The sequence below is a fragment of the Peteryoungia wuzhouensis genome, from assembly GCF_003205195.1.
Taxonomy (GTDB): domain Bacteria; phylum Pseudomonadota; class Alphaproteobacteria; order Rhizobiales; family Rhizobiaceae; genus Allorhizobium; species Allorhizobium wuzhouense.
In genome coordinates this window covers 218905-236837 of sequence record NZ_QJRY01000005.1, presented here as the reverse complement: position 1 = coordinate 236837, position 17933 = coordinate 218905, and the positions used below count along the sequence as shown (strand labels likewise).

Here is a 17933-nt window from a genome sequence, read left to right as displayed (position 1 = left end):
CCGTGCCGCCCCATGCCTCAGGGGGGCAGCAACCGGAAATCCGCGCCTTCCGGCAACAACTGCCCGCCATCCACCACGATCGTCGTCCCGGTCACGTAGCTTGCATCATCGGAGGCAAGAAACAGGAAGGCATTGGCGACATCACGCGGCGAGCCCAATCGTCCGAGCGGAATGGCAACCTCCATGTTCTTGATAAAGGCCGCGCCGCGATGCAGCTGGATGGCCTCGGTCAAAATATTGCCCGGCTCGACACCGTTGACATTGATCCCATAGGACGAGAATTCCAGCGCCGCCGACCGGATGAAGCCGTTGATGCCCGCCTTGCTCGCCGCATAATGCCCATGTCCGGGGCTTGTGACATAGGGGCCCGTGATGGATGACGTGAAAAGAATGCGGCCTGACCCTTGCGCCTTCATCGGCACCAGCGCTGCGCGCGCCGCATTGAAGCAACCGCGCAGATTGACTGCCATCACCCGGTCCCAGTCGTCAGGCTCGGTATTCTCGATCAGCTGCCACGGATAGATGCCGGCATTCTGGACGATGATGTCGAGCCGACCGTGCCGTTCAACGGTGAACGAGACCGCAGCGACCGCATCATCCATTTTCGAAATGTCGGTGACGACGAAATCCGCACCGATGTCATCGGCCGCCGCCTGCCCTTCCTCCGCCTCGTGATCGGCGATGACGACCTTCGCCCCCTCCTCCTTGAAGCGCAGTGCAACGGCCTTGCCGATACCTCTGGAGGCACCGACGACCAGGGCCACCTTGTCTTTCAATCTGTCTGTCATGCGAGCCTCTGGCGGAGCCTTTGTTTGAAGGTATCGAGAAGCACGGCGGCGAGCACCAGGAAGCCGTGAATGACCTGGGTGTAATTCGCCGGGAGCCCCATCAGGTTGATGGCCGTGTTGATTGACGAGAGCAGCAGCACGCCGGCATAGACGCCTGGAAGGGCGCCGACACCACCCTTGAGGCTGACGCCGCCGATCACGACGGCTGCAAAGGCGTTGAACAGCAGCCCGACGCCGAGATTGGCAGTGGCTCCGGATGTGCGGATGGCAAGCAGCCAGCCAGCGAGCCCGGCGATCGCTCCCGCCATGACGAAGGCGATGATCAGATTGCGGGTGACGCGGATGCCCGCCCTGAAGGTCGCGGTTTCATTGCCGCCGATCATGATCAGATGCCGGCCGAACGGCGTCTTCGCCATCATTACCGAGAAGATCAGGAAGCAGCCGATCGCGATCCAGGCTGACAAGGGAATGCCGGCGAAACGTTCGATGGCAAACCAGCGGATGGCCGGATCGAGATCCTGCGCAGAGCGTCCACCCGAGACGGCAAGCACGATGCCACGCACCCAGATGAACGAGGCAAGCGTGATGATGAAGGCGCTCATCTTCAGCTTCACGACCAGAAAACCGTTGACGAGGCCGATCAGCGCGCCGATGGCGCAGGCCAGCAAGAGCGACACGGGCACCATCAGCCATTCGGGATTGAGCTTGATCCCGAGCCCAATGCCAGCCGAGCAGAAGAGGATTCCGACCGCCATGGCCGAGAGAGCCGCCACGGATTCGACGGACAGGTCCATATGACCGGTGATGATCACCAGCGCCAGACCGATCGACATGACCCCGAGGACGCTGGAGGCTTCGATGATGTTGGTGAAAATGCCGATCTGGAAATAGTTCGGGATCAGCGCCGAAAACAGCGCGAGAACCACAATGAGCATGAACCAGACGAGATTGTCGAGGATGAATTCGAGAATGGTGCGACTACGAGGGTGCATGCGGCCAATCCATATTGAAGGAAGGGAGGTCCCGGGGCCCTCGGACCCCGGGTGGAAAAGCCGTCTTACTTGACGGATTCGACCGTCCCGGCCGGCGGCTTCATATTGCCCCAAAAGGCCGGGTTATCGACATTCTCCTTGGTGATCGCAGCGCCGGGGATCTTGATGTTCGGCCCCCAGGCTTCGATCGTCACCACGCCCTTCAGGCCCAGCACGTCGTATTCGCCGGCCTTGATTTCCTGCTTGCCGACGATCTTGTCCATGAACATGGCAACGGCTGCGGCCTGTGCATAAAGTGGCTGTTCCACCTCGGTATTGAGCCAGCCCTTGCGGATGAGGTCGAGACCGACGGGCGCGCCGTTCGAGCTCATCATCATGACATCACCCGGCTTCTTGCCGGCAGCTTCGAGCGAGGCGACCGCCGCGACTGAAAGATGGGCTGCATGCAGGAAGATCAGGTCGATATCGGGATTGGCGAGCATCTGGTCGGACACGATCGTCCCGGCATTGCTGGCTTCCCACTGCAGCGCAGGCACGGAAATGATGGTGACGCCAGGAAACGCCTTCATCTTCTCCTCGAAGCCCTTCTGGATATCGAGCGTGTAGGGATCGCCCGGATCGCCGAGCACCTGAAGGATCTTGCCTGAAACGTCACCCTTCTTGGCTTTCAGCATGGCTTCAGCCTGGTCTGCAGCGACGTGACCGATCTCGATCGTACCGGCAACCGAGGTGAAATCGGACATGGTCGAGGTGATCTGCCGGTCAAATTCGACCACCGGAATACCGGCCGCACGGGCAGCTTCGATGGACGGCTTCAGCGCATTGAAATCGACCGCAGCAAGAATGATCGCGCTGGGCTTCAGGGCGATGACGTCATTCATCTGCGATTGCTGCATATCGGTCTTGTTGTCGGCATTGAGCGTTTTCATCTCGTAGCCGGTCTGCTTCAGGAACATCTCGAGCGCCCCGACCGAACCGGTCTGGAACTCGTCGAGCAAGGTCGGCACGAGATAGTAGACGACGCCTTTCGATTGGGCGGCGGCGGTCGTGAGCATGGATAGGCCGAGCACGAGAACGCTCAGCAATGCAAGCATCATTCGCTTTATCATTGTTCTCTCCAGTTTTGAGCCGGACCCCTTTTCATTCTCTGCCCACCGGTCCGGCTCCGGCGAGTGCTTGCCCTGTGATCATTTCGATCACTGCATCCGGGCTTGTCTTGGCTCTCTCGACATCGCCGGCGACGACGCCGTGGCGGATGACGACGATGCGGTCAGCGACCTGGAAGGCCTGCTGCATGATGTGGGTGATGATGACGACGCCGATGCCCTGGTTCGCAACGTGGCGGATCATATCGAGTCCGCGCCGTGTCTGTTCGACGCCGAGTGCGGCAAACGGTTCGTCCAGCAGCACCAGCTTGCCACCCCAATGAACGAAGCGGTTGAGCTCAATGGCCTGGCGTTGGCCGCCGGACAGATGTTCCACCTTTGTGCGCATGGACGGAATGCGCGTGCCCGCGCTGGCCAGCGCCTTGGACGTGACCTCTTCCATGGCCTTCTCGTCGAGGAACGGGATGCCTGCAATCTTCCGCGTGATTTCGCGGCCCATGAAGAAATTGCCGACGACGTCGACATTGGTGCACAGCGACAGGTCCTGATAGACGGTCTCGATACCGACGGCCTTCGCCTCGGCCGGCGTCTTTGCCTGATAGTCGTGCCCTTCGAACAGCATGCGCCCTGACGTTGCCTGCAAACCGCCGGAGATGATCTTGACCAGGGTCGATTTGCCGGCCCCGTTGTCACCCAGGAGAGCGACGACTTCACCCTTGCCAATCGAGAAACTGATGCCCTTGAGCGCCTCGATCGCCCCGAAATTCATGCGGATGTTATCCAGGACGAGCAGTTTCTCGGTCATCAGGCAGTCCCCTTTTCTGGTGTTTCGAACATTTGCCCGTATCGCGGCGACATCACGCCGAAGACCGCAAGAGCCGCAGCCCCTCGCAAGGCCGAATGCTGGCAATCGCTCGCCATCACCACACGCGGCATCGGCCGATTGGCCCGGGCGGAAATCGAATTGTCGAGCCCGTCGACAAGGGTGGCGAGCTGGCTGATGAAGGCATGCGGCGCGAGCGCGCCGAGAACGATCGTCTCTGGATCGAAAAGGTTCTCGATCGTCCGGACTGCGCTGCGAAAGAACGGCGCGACCTCCGCGACCCATTCGTTCGCCGGCAAGCCGCGGCGCTCATAGGCATCGAGCGAAAGGTAACGCTCCAGGCAACCGCGATTGCCGCACGGACATGGCTCCCCATCGGGCACGGCCGGAATATGGCCGATTTCACCGGCATTGCCCCAAGCTCCCCGGAACACCGCCCCCTCATGCATCATGGCACCGCCGAGACCGACGCTGAAGAAGAGATAATAATAGTCGGACAGCTGCTGGCCGAGACCGTAGAGCTGCTCGCCCAGGGCAGCGGCCGCCATATCGTTCTCGATGAAGGCCGGCAGTCCCGTCGCGTCAGCCAGGTGCTGGCGAATGTCCACGTTTTTCCATCCGGTCATCGTGGTCGAGCCGACAAAGCTCATGGATTCCACGTCGAATGGTCCGGGAAGTGCCAGACCTGCGCCGAGCAGGCGACCGCAACGCGGGCTTGCCTTCAGCTGCTGCACCAGCTCGGAAATGATGGAGAATGCGTCTTCCGGCGTCGCATTGAGCACGTCGCGACGCAGGCTCTCCAACACATCGCCGCGAAGGTTCACCAGAGCTGCTTCAATGCCGAGCGGCGTGACATGGATTCCAAGCGCATGGCCGCCGTCGGGATTGATGGTCAAGGTGGAGGGGGGAATCCCCCGCCCCTCGGGCGCCTTCTGCGCGGAGAGGATCAAACCCTCGTCTTCGAGCTCCCTGACGATCGTCGAGACGGTCTGAACGGTGAGACCGACGCTGCGTGCGATATCACCGCGCGTTATGGGTCCCCGAAGGCGGATCGCTTCCAGCACAATCCTGCGATTGTACGGTCGTCCCGTCTCCTGGTTTGTCCCCCGCAACGCCATGGAAAACCTCCGCTGATGTCAGAAGAGTGACAGCGGAAATTTATTTAGTCAAATCATTTTCAAAAAAGACTCTAACCTCGCGAAAACGCACGGACCCCGCCGGGTTGGCGCTGAGGCGCATCTTGGAAACAAGGAGGCGCATTTCACCGTGTACCGCCCATGGACGGCACGATGGATCGCGGATTAGCCGATGGCCTGTTGGTTGAGGTGGCGCAAGGCAAGAACGGATCGATCGAGGGCTGATAGGTCGACGTTGGCAGCACCGACCTGCAGCGCGTCGATGGTCCCAGATACCCGCGCAATCATGGCACTCAATAGCTCGCGAAGCACCACATCAGGTTCCGGTTCGTAAGGCGACGCTGACGAACCCGAAAGCAGCCCGACCTTGAGCGCCGCCTCCAGGAGAACCTCGATCGCTTGGGCGATATGCTCCGCATCCGGACCAAGTGTCAGGACATGATCTCCCGGCAAATGCAAATCCGAACCGATCTCCACCTGATCAAGCGCGGTTGCCGGCAAGGCAGCGATGCCCCTCCCCGACCGTTCGTCGACGACAGACAGGATTGTCCAGTCCTGATGCGAGGCCGGAACGATGTCCGTCGGCACTGCCAGGCTGAGGCCGATCCCGTCGGCATTGGTCCTGGCATCGGCGATGCCGAAGCCGACATGGGCCAGACACTCGCCGAGCAGGACACGATTGTAGAGGCCGCGCCTCTGCTCGTCGGTGCCGGATGACCGGACCAACTCCAGCGCCACGAAGTGAGACAGCGCGCGGCGCGCCACCTCTTCAGACCGGCGTGCAAGCGCCTCGACCAGTTCCGCGATCAGTTCGTTGGGGAGGTCGGCTCCGCCGAAATCGCTCGGCACAGAGATCGCCAGCAGCCCTTCTTTCGCCGCAGCATTCAGCAGTTCACCGTCCGTGCCTAAGGCCGAAAGGTCTTCGATGGCCCCCCGCGCCTGTTCGTCGGACACCAACGGATTGGGAACCGTTCGAAGCTTGTCGTTCAACTGCGTGATGGAACCCATCTCTTCCGCTTCCCTTCCCGCACCGATCCGAAACTATTCCGCCCCGCGCATACCATGCCTTATCGGCCGTTCCGGTCCAAGGCGGATCATTCGAGAATATGATAGCCGCCATCGACATAGGCCAGCGACACGGCATCTCCCGGCCGAATGGCCAGCACACGCCCGATGATCAGGACGTGACTGTGTCGCTCGATCGCCTCTTCCAGCTCGCAATCGATCGCAGCCACGGCATCCGCCAGAATGGGGGAGCCGGAGATCAGACGGGTCCAGACAGCTCCGCTGTAGCGCTCGGCTCCTTTCAGCCCGCCCACGCCGGCGAATTGGTTGGCCAGCGCCTGGTGCCGCGCACCGGCGACATTGACAGCAAAGCTTCCGTATTTCTGCAGAACGGGCCAGGTCGATGAGGTCTTGTTCAGCGATACAAGCATCCTGGGCGGATGAACGGACAGCGCCGTCGCCGAAGTCACGGTGGCTCCGGTACGATCGAGGTCACCGCCCGTGGTGATGATCGAGACGCCTCCCGCCAATTGGCGAAGTGCCAGCTTGAGCGCCTGCGGATCGACGTCCTGAACCGGCTCGATGGCGGGTTCTGCTCTCAGGTTCAATTTATGTGCAGTCTGGATGGTCATGGCAACACTCTCGAAGCCCAGAAAAAGATGGTGCATTTGGCAGTCGGGACGGAAGCGAGGCGCCGTCACGTGAAGGACGGACGGGACCCGTCCTGCTGCTTGGGTGGACGGCCTCAAAGACCGAGGATCACGACCGCAAGGAAGACAAAGGAGACACAAGCCGCTAGGCGGCCAGTCCATAAACTCAGGTCGCGGCGTCCCATGACAGTATGCCGTGAAATTCTCGACCGACGATCAATATTACCGAGATAGGCCATCAGAACACCTCAAGGGACAGGGAAATAGCCGAAACCCCAAAAGAGCTTGTCTGAGGTTTCATTCCGCAGACGGCGCTCCTCTTCATCGTCGGATAACGTCGTCTGATGCGAATGGTTGCGCGCATCACCGTCGTCATCAGCCTCCTGGCTCCGGCGCCGAAATGCCTCGTACAGGTCGAATGAGAACAGGTTGAAACCAATGGGCATATTGAGTTCCTTCTTCGTCATCAGCACACCCGAAGTGTCGCCCTCGACCACGATGAAGTCAATGTATTCTACAAAATTAGTATTCTATTTTCGAGGTGATCCAAGCAAACCGGTTCGCTCCTGGACGCGTTTTTGAGTTGGCCAGGACCCGCGCGCATCTGGACGCAGAAGGAGCCCGTGATGACACGGGCCTAATCACAACAAAGCCCGCTTCGCGTTGGCGAAGCGGGCTTTGCACAAGTCGGCGGGAGGATCAGCGCGGCTTGTAGATCTGGTCGAAAATACCGCCATCGCCGAAGTGCTCGGGCTGCGCCTTCTTCCAGCCACCGAAGAGCGGATCATCGATCGAGACCAGCTTGATGTCAGGCAACTGCTTGAGAAGTTCGGGCTTGACGAGCTCAGGCTTGGCCGGGCGATAGAAGTGCTTGGCAGCGAGGTTCTGACCTTCCTCCGAATAGAGGTAGGCGAGATAGGCTTCCGCCTGCTTGCGCGAACCCTTGGCATCGACATTCCCATCGACGACCGTCACCGGCGGCTCAGCCAGGATCGAGATCGGTGGAACGACGATATCGAAGGAATCGGCACCGAATTCCTGGCCAGCCAGATAGGCTTCGTTTTCCCAGGCGAGCAGAACGTCGCCGATCTGGCGCTGCGCAAAGGTCGTCAGCGCACCGCGGGCACCGGTATCAAGCACCGGCGCACGCTTGTACAGCTCGCCAATGTAAGCCTTGATCTTCTCCTGGTCGCCGCCGAATTCCTCGTTGGCCCAGGCCCAGGCCGCCAGATAGTTCCAGCGCGCGCCACCCGAGGTCTTCGGGTTCGGCGTAACGATCTGGACGTCGCCCTTCACCAGGTCACCCCAGTTCTGGATCCCCTTGGGATTGCCCTTGCGCACCAGGAAGACGATGGTGGACGTGTAGGGCGAGGAGTTGTTCTCCAGGCGACCGCGCCAGTCTTCCTTGATCTTGCCCGTCTGCTTGGCGATCTCGTTGATGTCGCCTTCAAGCGCGAGCGTGACCACATCGGCGTCAAGACCGTCGATGACCGCACGGGCTTGTTTGCCGGAACCGCCATGCGACTGCTGGATGCTGACGTCCTCGCCGGTCTCGGCTTTCCAATGGGCTGCAAAGGCCTCGTTGAACTCCTTGTAGAATTCGCGTGTCGGGTCATACGACACGTTGAGCAGCGTGGTCTGCGCAAATGTCGAGGTCGCGCCCGAGAGAGCAAGGCCGATGCTGAGTGCAGCCACCAGGCTTTTGGAGATGAGAGACATTCGTTTCCTCCGTTCGTGGATGGGAGAAAGCCTATGGATTAAATAGACATAGTCAATTGACCAATTTGAGAAGGGAAAACTGGTTTCCTTTGAAGACGTTTCTTGGCAAAGCCTTCAGACCTCTCCGCCGGGAACAGCAAGCAAAACCAAGAAATCGCTCCCACCCGGAATGCCGTTTCTGAAAATCAGGGCCAATACCGCGTCCGGGCGTGCCCGTGGCAGCGTAATGCCCCTGCCGATCACCGTTCTCCAGGCTGCGCGCCATCGTCAGGCACGGACGGATTGCCCTCGGCGCGGTCACGGTGAAGTGCCGCCCTCGCGAGAAGAATCAAGGTCACAGGTGTCGTAAGCGTGACGAAAACTCCGATCAGGATTTCGTGCAGCACGGGGCGCGAACCGGCGACCGAGAAGTAGACGATGGAAGCCAGCATGATCGCGCCGATGCCCCAACTCGTTCCGAGCGTCGGGGCGTGGATGCGTTCATAGAAGGTGGGCAGCCGCAGGAGCCCGATCGCACCGAGCAAGGTCAGCCCGGAACCGATGAGCAGCAGTGCGGAGACGATCAGCACCACCCAAAGAGGAAGATCGCCGACAGGCATGGTCATTCGATCACCTCCCCGCGCATCAGGAATTTCGCCAGCGCCACGGTCGCAACAAAACCCATCAGGCCGATCACCAGCGCCGCCTCGAAATACACCGTACGTCCGCTGCCGATCCCGAAGGTCACGAGCAGCAGCATGGCGATAACATATGCGGCATCCAGTGCCACGATCCGATCCTGGGCCCGCGGACCGATGAAGATGCGCACGACAGCGATCATCAGCGCGACAGCCAGAAGGATCTTGGCGAGCGAAACGGCGGTGAAGAGGATGATGACGCTCATTCGATGATCTCCAGCAACAGGCTTTCGTAACGCAGCTTGATGTTCTTCACCCACTCGTCCTCGTCAATCAGGTCGAGAACATGGATCAGGACGGTCTTCCGGCGTCCGTCATAAGCGAGCCAGGCGGAGCCAGGGGTGCTGGTCAGGATCACGGCCATGATGGCGAGCGCCGTCGGGTGCTCGATCTCGAGAGGCACGGTGATGAAACCGGCCGTGTGTTTCTGCCGCTTGCCACGCAGGATCAGCAGGGCAACCGCGATGTTGGAGCGGATGACATCCGTGAAGACCCGCCAGAAGAGCTTAGGCAGCAGATACCACTTCTTCAGTTTCGGCTTGTCGGGCCTGAGCGATGCCATGGCCCAGCCGCCAAAGACCGCGACCACCGAACCGAGGATCAGATGGCCGAGCGTGAAATCGTTGAGCAGAAGCCACATGACGATCAGAGAAAGCGTCAGAAGCGGATACGGGATCATGGCGCACCTCCGCTCTGAACCGGCTCCGACGTATCCGGGTTTGCAACCACACGGGCGTTGCGCACCGCATCGACGTAGAGCGTCGGATTGGCCAGAGCCCGGATGGTGGTGTCCATATAGGTCATGGCGGGGCGGGCCTGGACGGTCAGGACAAGCGTCAGGGACAGAAGCAGCATAACGGGCAGCAGTTCCACGACAAGCACGCGCGGCACGGCACCCTCGATCGATCCCCAGAATGTACGGATGCCGGCTCGGGTCATGGAAATCAGCGCAGCGAGGCCCGACAGGATGACGAGCACGATCAGGGCCCAGACTGCAGCATCGGGCGTCATGCCGATCGATCCCGTTCCCATCATCGCCGACAGCATCGCGAACTTGGCGATGAAACCCGAAAGGGGTGGAAGACCGGAGAGAAGAATGCCGCAGGCCGCAAAGCAGATGCCGAGGATCGCCATTGTGCCCGGCATAGCCGTGCCTTCACCCTCCTCGATATCGGCCTCCTCCCCGTCGCCATAGGCTTCCATGGTGACGGCAAGCACGTTGGCACCGGCGTCCTGCCCGCGCTCCACCAGCTCGATCAGCATGAAGAAGGCGCTGATCGTGAGCGTGGAACTGACGAGATAGAGGAGCGCGCCGGACGAAACCACGCCGTCATTGATGCCGAGCACCATCAGCAGCGTCCCGGAGGAGACGAGCACGGAATAACCGGCAAGACGCCCGAGTGCCTGGGAGGCCAGAACACCAATCGTCCCGAAGATCAGGGTTGCCATGCCGCCGATCAGCAGGATCTCCGCACCAAACCCGGCCGAGGGACCGTCGCCGAAGAGAAGCATGGTCAGGCGGAGGATGACATAGATACCGACCTTGCTGAGGATGGCGAACATGCCGGCAACAGGCGCGGATGCCGCACTATAGGCCGTCGGCAACCAGAAGCAGAGCGGCCACATGCCGACCTTGATCAGGAAGGCCACGCCCAGAACGGCCGCACCGGCCTCCATCAGGATCAGCCGATCGGGCTCCATGTCAGGCATTCTGAGCGCGAGATCGGCCATGTTGAGCGTGCCCGCCGTCCCGTAAACAAGGCTCACCCCGATCAGGAAGAACAGCGCCGCGACCAGATTGACCGCAATGTAATGCAGCCCCGCCTTGACGCGAAGCGTGCCGGTTCCATGCAACAGCAGGCCATAGGAGGCCGCCAGCATGACTTCGAAAAAGACGAACAGGTTGAACAGGTCACCGGTGAGCAGCGCGCCGTTGACGCCAACCAGCAGAAGCTGGAACAGACTGTGGAAATGCGCGCCGACGGCGTGCCATTTGGCGAGCGAGAACGTGAGCGCAGCAAGTCCCAGGATCGCCGTCAGCAACAGCATCATCGCCGACAGGCCGTCGATCACGAGCACGATGCCGAATGGGGCCGCCCAGTTGCCGAGGAGATAGACGTTCTCAAAACTGTTCGGTCCACTTTCGACCAGGAACAGGATCAGGGCATTGGCCAGAAGAAACACGACGGAAACGAAGCTGACGAGCGCCTTGGTCGTTCTGTTGCGCTCATCGATGAACAGCAGAACGGCGGCTGTCATCATCGGAAACAGGATCGGCGTGACGATGAGGTGGTGGCTCCAGTGTGTCACGGCTATTCGTTCCTCCCGTCGACATGGTCGTTGCCGGTCAGTCCGCGAGCGGCCAAGAGCACGACGAGAAAGAGGGCGGTGGTGGCAAAACCGATGACGATGGCCGTCAGGACAAGCGCCTGCGGAACAGGATCGCTAAGCGTCGTCGACACCACACCGTCCTCAAGGATCGGCGGCATGTTGCTCTTCACGCCGCCCACACCGAAGATGAACAGGTTGACGGCATAGGACAGAAGCGACAGCCCGATGATCACCTGATAGGTGCGTGGACGCAGGATGAGCCAGACCCCGCAGGTGGTCATCAGGCCGATCGCTACGGACAGGACGATTTCCATCAGCGTTTCTCCCCTTTGGCTTCAAGCGCCCTCAGGCGATTGATCCGGATCGACTGGTGGGCAAGGGCGACGAGGATGAGGACGGTCGCGCCGACCACGAGCGAAAAGACACCGAGATCAAAGAGCAGTGCGGAGGCTGCAGGCACCTTGCCGATCAGCGGTATTTCCACATAACGGAAATGCGTGGTCAGGAACGGATAACCCAGGAGCCAGGCCCCGATCCCCGTCAAAGCGGCCGTCAGGATGCCAGCACCCATCCAGCGCAGCGGCAGGATGCGGATGCGATCTTCCGCCCAGCGCGTCCCGCCGGCGAGATATTGCAAGAGAAACGCGATGGACAGCGTCAGACCGGCCGAGAACCCTCCGCCGGGCATGTCGTGGCCGCGCATGAAGAGATAGACGGCGAAAGTGATGATGACAGGAAAGAGCCACTGCATCAGCACGGAGGGCACGAGCAGATACTCGCGCATCATGTCACCGGGCGAACGTTCCGGCTGCTCGTCATCGAAGCGGTTCTGGCTGAGTTGTTGCTCAGGCAGTTCCATGCTGTCCTCGGCCGGACGGAAACGGCGGAGCAGACCATAGACCGTCAGGCCGACGATGCCCAGCACGGCGATTTCGCCCAGCGTATCAAAGGCGCGGAAATCGACGAGGATGACGTTGACGACATTGCGACCGCCCCCCCCTGTGTAGGCGTTCTGCAGGAAGTAGGAGGCGATGGCATCGGGCACCGGCATGGTCATGACCGTGAAGGCCACCATCGACATGCCGATACCGCACGCGATCGCGAGAGAGAGATCCCGGAACCGCCGGAAGCGGCTCTGCAAGGTCATCGCCTCGCCCCGGTCTAGGCTGCGCTTCGGCAGCCAGCGCAGTCCGAGCAGAATGAGGACAGTTGTCACGATTTCGACCAGCAACTGCGTGATGGCAAGATCCGGTGCCGAGAGCCAGACAAAGGTCGTGCAGACGATCAGCCCCACTCCGCCCAGCATGATGAGGGCCGCCAATCGGTGATATTTGGCGGACACCGCAGCGCCGATCGCCAGCGCCATGCCGATCAGCCACAACAGCCCGAACGACGGATCGACGGTCGAGAAGACGATGGGCCTGCGCTCGAAACCCGAGAGATAGAGCGGCAAGGTCGCAGCAACGAAGCCGGTGACAACGATCCATCGGAGTTGGGGCTGGAGATTGCGGGTGCCAAGCCGGCTTTCCGCCAGACGGGCCCAGCGCCAGGAGACGGTCACGAGCACACGCTCGAAAAGTCGTTGTCCGCGCAGCCGGCGGAGATAGGGAGGCCCGTCTTCGCAGCGGGAAAGGTAGTCGCGCATGGCGAAGTAGAGCACGAACCCGCCGATCAGCGCGATGACGCTCATCAGCAGCGGAACGTTGAAGCCGTGCCAAATGCTGAGACTGTATTCGGGCGTCCTGTCACCCAGGACACTTTCGACGGCCGTCTGCAGGAAGGGCCCGATGGAAATCGCCGGCACAATGCCAACGACGAGGCAGACCACCACAAGGATCTCGATGGGAACGCGCATCCAGCGCGGCGGCTCGTGCGGCGTCTCTTTCGGCAGGCCCTCCGGCAACGGGCCGAAGAAGACCGTGTGGATGAAACGCAGCGAGTAGACGACGCTGAAGACGCCGGCAAGCGTCGCGACATAGGGCAGGATCACGTCGAGATAGGAATCCGCGTGGGTTTCCACCGCCTCCGCGAAGAACATCTCCTTCGACAGGAAGCCGTTCAGCAGCGGCACGCCGGCCATGGCGGCACTCGCGACCATGGCCAAAGTCGCCGTGGCCGGCATGAAGCGATAGAGCCCGCTCAGCCGCTGCATGTCCCGCGTGCCGGTCTCGTGATCGATGATCCCGGCCGCCATGAAGAGGGAAGCCTTGAACGTCGCGTGATTGAGCATGTGGAAGATCGCCGCCACCGTCGACAGCGGACTGCCGAGGCTCAGAAGCGTCGTGATGAGACCGAGATGGCTGATGGTCGAATAGGCAAGAAGCCCCTTGAGATCCCGCTGGAACATCGCCAGGAACGCGCCGAGCAACAGGGTCGTGACACCCGCCAGGCCGACGAGGATGAACCACTCATACGTGCCGGACAGCACCGGCCAGAAGCGCACGAGCAGAAAGACGCCCGCCTTCACCATGGTCGCGGAATGCAGGAAGGCGGACACCGGTGTCGGCGCCGCCATCGCATTCGGCAGCCAGAAGTGGAAGGGGAACTGCGCGCTCTTCGTCAGCGCACCGAGCAGGATGAACACAAGGGTCGGCAGATAAAGCGGGTGCGCCCGCACGATGTCCCCGGAGGCGAGGATCTTGTCGAGATCGTAGCTGCCGACAATCTTGCCGAGGAGAAGCATGCCGACCAGAAGGCAGAACCCTCCGATCCCCGTGATCGTCAGCGCCATACGGGCACCGTCTCTGGCCGCCGCACTGGTGTGCCAATAGCTGATCAGCAAGAAGGAGAAGATGCTGGTCAGCTCCCAGAAGATCGACAGCAGGATGACATTGCCGGACACGATGATGCCGAGCATGGCGCCCATGAAGGCCAGCAGGAACGAGAAGAAACGCGGGATCGGATCGTCTTTGCCCATGTAATATCGGGCATAGAGGATGACGAGAAAGCCGATCGAGGTGACCAGCATGGAGAAGATCCAGGCGAAACCATCCAGGCGCAGGGAAAAATCCAACCCGAACTGCGGCAACCACTCCGCCGTGAACCGCAGGACGCCATTCTGCCGGACAAACGGATAGGCGGCTCCGGTCAGGATCAGCGTCAGAAGCGTCGTTGCGCCCGCCACGAAGACCGGCAGATCGCGCGACGTCGTGTTCAAGATGAAAGCCGAGACAACACTGCCGGCAAAGGGAAGGACCAGCAACAGCAGCAAGAGGGTCGAAGCGTCCAGCGTTACCCCAAATCGAATTCCTCCGGTACAATGAGCCTGCGCATGAAGACCACAGACTGGAAATATCTCAAACGTCACCCTAAATAGGCAATATCACCCTAAATGGGCAACTTTGGCGATGATTCAACCCGTTAACGACAATGTTTTTTCACCCGCTCTCTGTCGCGCAGCCCGTGGCTATCTCGGCTGGAGCCAGGACGAACTGGCAAGCCGATCCAGTGTCTCGCGCAGCACCATAAGAGATTTCGAGGGCCACCGTCACGGTTTACATCGCTCCACCGAAGCACAGCTGCGTCTGGCATTTGAAAACGAAGGCCTCCGCTTTACCAATAATGCGGGCTTTCCAGGCCTCATGTGCTGCACCTCGAACGAGGGCTGATCGGGCGAGCCGGCACCGCTCGCCCGATCACGTCCAAAGCCGTCAGACTGCCGGCTGCTCCTGGGCACGCGCATCCATCCGCGACTTGCGGCGCGTCCGCCAGTCTCCGAGGAACAACAGGATCGGCGCTGCGATGAAGACCGACGACGATGCGGCGATGAAGATCCCGAACACCATGGGCACAGCAAAACTCTCTACCGCACTGCCGCCCCAGATCGCCATCGGGACCATTGCCAGGAAGGCCGTCGCCGACGTGTAGAGGCTGCGCGCGAGCGTCTCGTTGATCGACAGGTTGATCAGATCTCTGAAAGGCATGGCCTTGTAGAGACGCATGTTTTCACGCATGCGGTCATAAACCACAACCTTGTCGTTGACGGAGTAACCGACCAGCGTCAGCAGGGCCGCAATCGCCGTCAGGTTGAAGTCAAGCCCGGTCAACGCGAAGAAGCCGATCGTTTTCGTGACATCGAGGATCAGGGTCGCGATGGCACCGACGGCAAACGGCCAGTCGAACCGCACCCAGATATAGACGAGCATCGCGAGCGACGCGAGGATGACCGAGGTCAGACCCGCCGTCGCAAGCTCGCCGCTGACCTTCGGCCCGACCACTTCTGTCCGCTCGATCTTGGCGGAAGCATCGAGGGACTGGATGGTCTGACGGACCTTCTCGACTGCATCGGTCTGTGCCTGCTCGCCACCCGGCTGCCGTTCAAGCCGCAGCATGACATGATTGCTGTCTCCGAACTCCTGCAGTGCCACCTCTCCGAGGTTCAGCCCCTCGATACCGGAACGTAGCCCCGCCAGATCGGCCGGCCCCGTCGTCGAGAGTTCCAGCTGGATGCCGCCCTTGAAATCGACGCCGTAGTTGAGGCCGGGGGTGATGAACAGGATGACGGAGGAGATGGACAGGAAGGCCGACACGCCGATGCCGATCATCCGCGCCTTCATGAAGTCGATCTTGGTTCCGTCCTTGATCAACCGGAATGGCAGGAGCGGTTTGATCGAGATCGTCTTCAGCTTGTAGCGACGGGCAATGGCAATCATCGCCACCCGCACCACCGAAACGGCCGTGAACATCGAAATCGCGATGCCGAGACCCATGGTGACGGCAAAGCCGCGGACGGGACCGGAGCCGAACCAGAAAAGCAGCACCGTGGCAATCAGGGCGGTGACATTGCTGTCGATGATGGTCGAATAGGCCTTGGCAAACCCGTGATCGATGGCGGCAAAGGCCCCTCGCCCCTTCCCCACTTCCTCTCGGATGCGCTCGTTGATCAGCACGTTCGCGTCGACCGCAAGGCCGATGCCCAGCACGATACCGGCGATGCCGGGCAAGGTGAGAGTCGCCCCAAGCAAAGACAGGCCCGCAAAGGTCAGGATGACATTGAGCGTGAGTGCCAGAACGGCAAGCAGCCCCCAGGCGCCGTAAAGGCTCAGGATGAAGACGACGACGAGACCGAAACCGGCGAGACCAGACATGATGCCCATCTCGATCGCGTCGCTGCCGAGATCGGCGCCGACGGTACGTTCCTCGATGACCGTCAGCTTGGCCGGCAGAGCACCGGCCCTCAGCAATGCCGCGAGCGTGTTGGCCTCGTCGACCGAAAAATCGCCGGAAATCTGGCCGGCACCGCCGGTGATCGGCTCGCGGATGACAGGCGCGCTCAGCACCTTGTCATCGAGCACGATGGCAAAGGGACGACCGACATTGTCACGCGTGATGCGGGCAAACCGGTCCGCACCGACACTGTCGAAGCGGAACGAGACCACCGGCTGGCCGCCTTGCGGATCGAACTGCACGCGGGCATCGGTCAAACGGTCACCAGCCAGCAACACGGTCGTCTGCACCGGATAGGAACGCCCTCGGTCATCGACGAATGTCTTCACGCCGGCCGCCCCGGTCTCTCCGAGCAGATGGAAGCTCATCTTCGCCGTGGTGCCCAGGAGCGCGCGCAGCCGCGACGGATCTTGCTCGCCCGGAAGCTGGACGAGGACGCGGTCGGCACCGACGCGTTGAATGGTGGGTTCGGCGACGCCGACCTGGTCGACGCGCTGACGGATTACTTCGAGGCTCTGCTCGACGGCATGGCTCATGCGGGCGGTGATCCCCTGATCGGTGGGGGACATGCGAAGGGTGTCCGTGCCGCTGGTGGTGATCGCAAGTTCGGACGTGCCCGTTCCGGTAAGCGTCGCCACGGGGTTGTTGAGCACAGCGAGCGCGGTTGTCGCAGCGGCAAGCTGCGCGGGGTTGGCAAGCGCTATGTTCACGGCATTGCCATCGCGGCGAACACTGCGCGTCTGGATCCGAGCTTCAAGCAAGGTCGAACGGGCTTCCTGTGTCAGGCTTTGCAGCCATTCGTCGATCAGCGCCGGGCGATCCACTTCAAGAACGAGATGTGAGCCACCGCGCAGGTCAAGGCCGAGCGATACCCGCTGATGCGGCATCCAGGAAGGCAGTCTGGAAAGCGTGGTGTCGGGCAAGACGTTCGGCAAGGCGACGAGCAGGCCGAGCAGGATGACGAGCATATAGCCCATCACCTTCGAAAAGGAGTTTTTCATCGTAAATCCAGCATGTTGCGACCACAGCCATGAGGCGGTGGCACAATCGGGTCGAGCCATCGATCAGATGGCGGCGAAACGGTCAGGCAGGGAGCTGGATTTCAGGGGGCGCGCGAGACCAATAGGGATGCGGCGCGGCGGGATGCAAAAGGGCGGCCGAAGACTGCCGTGTCAGATCGCCAAGACGACACGTCCACAAGCTCGGCACGTCAACCGGAAGGCAGCCGTCGCCAGAGACCCATGGCCGCAGTTTCGGACGCACGGATTGATCGGCGGACGTGAGGAAGCGCGTATCGCCATGACCACCCGCCACGGCCTGCCCGGTGTCAGAACGAGACAGCGCGCCGGCGACGGAGGGACCCGAATGAAAGCGGCCAGAAACATCCCCGCCGAACAGAAGCAGCAGCGACGCGAACAGGCTAACGATGACGGCTGCAAGATGGCTATGCGGTCGGACCCGCGTCTCATCTCTCAGGTTTGGATCGTCCATGATCATCCTTCCACGGATGCATGTGGCACATTTCGCACCATTTTGCCAC

General features: G+C 61.1%; 18 protein-coding genes. 1 reads left to right on the top strand and 17 read right to left on the bottom strand.

Features of this window, described 5'->3' with window-relative positions; genetic code table 11:
• Positions 1 to 17: 17 nt before the first annotated feature.
• From DMY87_RS15060 to DMY87_RS14990, 15 genes are all read right to left on the bottom strand, one after another.
• Positions 18 to 788: an SDR family NAD(P)-dependent oxidoreductase gene (locus tag DMY87_RS15060; RefSeq protein WP_110792445.1), complete on the bottom strand. Its 771-nt coding sequence runs from the start codon at positions 786 to 788 to the stop codon at positions 18 to 20.
• Positions 785 to 1780 (bottom strand): ABC transporter permease, encoded by a 996-nt coding sequence (locus DMY87_RS15055; RefSeq protein ID WP_110792444.1) that lies wholly within the window; start codon positions 1778 to 1780, stop codon positions 785 to 787. The genes DMY87_RS15060 and DMY87_RS15055 overlap by 4 nt, the downstream gene beginning before the upstream one ends.
• Before the next feature lie 65 nt (positions 1781 to 1845).
• Complete coding sequence (locus DMY87_RS15050) at positions 1846 to 2877, bottom strand: sugar ABC transporter substrate-binding protein (RefSeq protein ID WP_425353505.1); 1032 nt, start codon at positions 2875 to 2877, stop codon at positions 1846 to 1848.
• 43 nt (positions 2878 to 2920) lie between these two features.
• Entirely contained in the window at positions 2921 to 3691 is a 771-nt protein-coding gene (locus DMY87_RS15045; RefSeq protein ID WP_110792443.1) for an ATP-binding cassette domain-containing protein, read from the bottom strand.
• Complete coding sequence (locus DMY87_RS15040; protein ID WP_110792442.1) at positions 3691 to 4827, bottom strand: ROK family transcriptional regulator; 1137 nt, start codon at positions 4825 to 4827, stop codon at positions 3691 to 3693. Before DMY87_RS15040 ends, DMY87_RS15045 begins: the two co-directional genes overlap by 1 nt.
• 183 nt (positions 4828 to 5010) lie before the next feature.
• Positions 5011 to 5853, bottom strand: a complete 843-nt coding sequence (locus DMY87_RS15035) for an acyl-CoA dehydrogenase family protein (RefSeq protein ID WP_110792441.1) — start codon at positions 5851 to 5853, stop codon at positions 5011 to 5013.
• 86 nt (positions 5854 to 5939) lie between these two features.
• The gene (locus tag DMY87_RS15030; RefSeq protein WP_110792607.1) at positions 5940 to 6482 is read right to left on the bottom strand and encodes a flavin reductase family protein; all 543 of its coding nucleotides are present in this window, start codon (positions 6480 to 6482) and stop codon (positions 5940 to 5942) included.
• Positions 6483 to 6748: 266 nt separating this feature from the next.
• Complete coding sequence (locus tag DMY87_RS15025) at positions 6749 to 6967, bottom strand: hypothetical protein (RefSeq protein ID WP_110792440.1); 219 nt, start codon at positions 6965 to 6967, stop codon at positions 6749 to 6751.
• A 232-nt stretch (positions 6968 to 7199) separates the two neighbouring features.
• Positions 7200 to 8219, bottom strand: a complete 1020-nt coding sequence (locus DMY87_RS15020) for a sulfate ABC transporter substrate-binding protein (RefSeq protein WP_110792439.1) — start codon at positions 8217 to 8219, stop codon at positions 7200 to 7202.
• A 239-nt stretch (positions 8220 to 8458) separates the two neighbouring features.
• A complete protein-coding gene (mnhG, locus tag DMY87_RS15015) occupies positions 8459 to 8824 on the bottom strand; it encodes a monovalent cation/H(+) antiporter subunit G (RefSeq protein ID WP_110792438.1) in 366 nt (121 codons plus the stop codon).
• A complete protein-coding gene (locus DMY87_RS15010; RefSeq protein ID WP_110792437.1) occupies positions 8821 to 9102 on the bottom strand; it encodes a K+/H+ antiporter subunit F in 282 nt (93 codons plus the stop codon). Before DMY87_RS15010 ends, mnhG begins: the two co-directional genes overlap by 4 nt.
• On the bottom strand, positions 9099 to 9575 hold the full coding sequence (locus DMY87_RS15005) for a Na+/H+ antiporter subunit E (protein ID WP_110792436.1): 477 nt from the start codon (positions 9573 to 9575) through the stop codon (positions 9099 to 9101). Before DMY87_RS15005 ends, DMY87_RS15010 begins: the two co-directional genes overlap by 4 nt.
• A complete protein-coding gene (locus DMY87_RS15000; RefSeq protein ID WP_110792435.1) occupies positions 9572 to 11206 on the bottom strand; it encodes a monovalent cation/H+ antiporter subunit D in 1635 nt (544 codons plus the stop codon). Before DMY87_RS15000 ends, DMY87_RS15005 begins: the two co-directional genes overlap by 4 nt.
• Before the next feature lie 2 nt (positions 11207 to 11208).
• On the bottom strand, positions 11209 to 11541 hold the full coding sequence (locus DMY87_RS14995; protein ID WP_110792434.1) for a Na+/H+ antiporter subunit C: 333 nt from the start codon (positions 11539 to 11541) through the stop codon (positions 11209 to 11211).
• Positions 11541 to 14456 carry a monovalent cation/H+ antiporter subunit A gene (locus DMY87_RS14990; protein WP_165826260.1) on the bottom strand — a complete coding sequence of 972 codons (2916 nt, stop codon included), beginning with the start codon at positions 14454 to 14456 and terminating at the stop codon, positions 11541 to 11543. The genes DMY87_RS14995 and DMY87_RS14990 overlap by 1 nt, the downstream gene beginning before the upstream one ends.
• A gap of 118 nt (positions 14457 to 14574) precedes the next feature.
• On the opposite strand from DMY87_RS14990, the gene DMY87_RS14985 reads away from it, so the two are divergent.
• Positions 14575 to 14835, top strand: coding sequence for a helix-turn-helix domain-containing protein (locus tag DMY87_RS14985; protein WP_110792432.1), 261 nt, complete (start codon positions 14575 to 14577; stop codon positions 14833 to 14835).
• A gap of 42 nt (positions 14836 to 14877) precedes the next feature.
• On the opposite strand, the gene secD is transcribed toward DMY87_RS14985, so the two are convergent.
• Together secD and DMY87_RS14975 are read right to left on the bottom strand one after the other, a co-directional pair.
• Positions 14878 to 17394: a protein translocase subunit SecD gene (gene secD, locus DMY87_RS14980; RefSeq protein WP_110792431.1), complete on the bottom strand. Its 2517-nt coding sequence runs from the start codon at positions 17392 to 17394 to the stop codon at positions 14878 to 14880.
• Positions 17395 to 17476: 82 nt separating this feature from the next.
• On the bottom strand, positions 17477 to 17884 hold the full coding sequence (locus tag DMY87_RS14975) for a hypothetical protein (RefSeq protein WP_133253024.1): 408 nt from the start codon (positions 17882 to 17884) through the stop codon (positions 17477 to 17479).
• Positions 17885 to 17933: the final 49 nt, after the last annotated feature.